The organism is Microbispora sp. KK1-11 (assembly GCF_006874435.1).
Taxonomy (GTDB): domain Bacteria; phylum Actinomycetota; class Actinomycetes; order Streptosporangiales; family Streptosporangiaceae; genus Microbispora; species Microbispora catharanthi.
Window position 1 is genome coordinate 1 of sequence record NZ_VIRJ01000130.1, and the last position, 465, is coordinate 465.

The 465-nt window shown below is 53.8% G+C and carries 1 rRNA gene; it reads left to right on the forward strand.

From position 1 onward, the window contains the following. Positions 1-465, forward strand: a 16S ribosomal RNA gene (locus FLW16_RS43060); the annotation flags it as partial.

Sequence of the window (465 nt, forward strand, 5' to 3'; positions counted from 1 at the left end):
GGCGGCTCCTCCGGCTCGGCGGGGAAGGGGGGGACACCCGGTTCCCGGTTGGCGGCCGGCACCGGGACGGCCGGCAGATTGGGAGAGGAAACGGCTTTAATCCAGTCACGAATTCGTATATCGTAATCCGTCTTTTTTTTGAAAAAAAAAACAGAATAAGCACCGGCTAACTCTGTGCCAGCAGCCGCGGTAATACAGAGGGTGCAAGCGTTAATCGGAATTACTGGGCGTAAAGCGCGCGTAGGTGGTTTGTTAAGTTGAATGTGAAATCCCCGGGCTCAACCTGGGAACTGCATCCAAAACTGGCAAGCTAGAGTATGGTAGAGGGTAGTGGAATTTCCTGTGTAGCGGTGAAATGCGTAGATATAGGAAGGAACACCAGTGGCGAAGGCGACTACCTGGACTGATACTGACACTGAGGTGCGAAAGCGTGGGGAGCAAACAGGATTAGATACCCCGGTAGTC